Source organism: Exiguobacterium sp. s163 (genome assembly GCF_018617135.1).
In the GTDB taxonomy this organism is placed as follows: domain Bacteria; phylum Bacillota; class Bacilli; order Exiguobacteriales; family Exiguobacteriaceae; genus Exiguobacterium; species Exiguobacterium profundum.
Genome location: NZ_JACSJN010000018.1, coordinates 1 through 767, shown reverse-complemented (window position 1 = coordinate 767; position 767 = coordinate 1). Strand labels below are relative to the sequence as shown.

Annotated in this window: 6 tRNA genes and 1 rRNA gene; all 7 read left to right on the top strand. The window is 50.7% G+C overall.

Annotation, left to right across the window (positions count from 1 at the left end):
* Positions 1-88, top strand: a 5S ribosomal RNA gene (rrf, locus tag KNO71_RS17535); the annotation flags it as partial.
* Positions 89-96: 8 nt separating this feature from the next.
* A tRNA-Val gene (locus tag KNO71_RS17530) sits at positions 97-172 on the top strand.
* A gap of 9 nt (positions 173-181) precedes the next feature.
* A tRNA-Thr gene (locus KNO71_RS17525) sits at positions 182-257 on the top strand.
* Between the two features lie 41 nt (positions 258-298).
* Positions 299-385: transfer RNA gene (locus KNO71_RS17520), tRNA-Leu, on the top strand.
* Between the two features lie 31 nt (positions 386-416).
* A tRNA-Arg gene (locus KNO71_RS17515) sits at positions 417-493 on the top strand.
* Between the two features lie 8 nt (positions 494-501).
* Positions 502-578: transfer RNA gene (locus KNO71_RS17510), tRNA-Pro, on the top strand.
* Positions 579-592: 14 nt separating this feature from the next.
* A tRNA-Ala gene (locus tag KNO71_RS17505) sits at positions 593-668 on the top strand.
* The last annotated feature ends 99 nt before the right edge of the window (positions 669-767 follow it).

The following is a 767-nucleotide window of genomic DNA, read 5'->3' as shown; positions in this document are numbered from 1 at the left end:
CGTTCCCATGCCGAACACGGAAGTTAAGCGTCTCAGCGCCGAAAGTAGTTGGGGGATCTCCCCCTGTGAGGATAGGACGTTGCCAGGCTACATATTGGAGGATTAGCTCAGCTGGGAGAGCACCTGCCTTACAAGCAGGGGGTCGGCGGTTCGATCCCGTCATCCTCCACCATTTACACCTGCCGGTGTAGCTCAGTTGGTAGAGCATCTGACTTGTAATCAGAGGGTCGAGGGTTCGAATCCTTTCGCCGGCACCATTTGATCTTTTTAAAAAGTCTACCGCTAGAAATTATACCTTGCCGGGGTGGCGGAATTGGTAGACGCACAGGACTTAAAATCCTGCGAGGGTTTCCTCGTGCCGGTTCAAGTCCGGCCCTCGGTACCATTAATATTTTCCCATGATGATTATTCGTCTCGCACCCTTAGCTCAGCTGGATAGAGCGTTAGACTACGAATCTAAAGGCCGGGAGTTCGAATCTCTCAGGGTGCACCATTTTTAGACGGGAAGTAGCTCAGCTTGGTAGAGCACTTGGTTTGGGACCAAGGGGTCGCAGGTTCGAATCCTGTCTTCCCGACCATCATCACTTATATTGGGGCCTTAGCTCAGCTGGGAGAGCGCCTGCCTTGCACGCAGGAGGTCAGCGGTTCGATCCCGCTAGGCTCCACCATTTTTTTTTACAGACGAACTTTGAAAACTGAACGATGAGGCAAAAAAAGTTTTACCATTTTTGAATGAAGCGCAAGCTTCGTCAATTTAAGAGCTATAT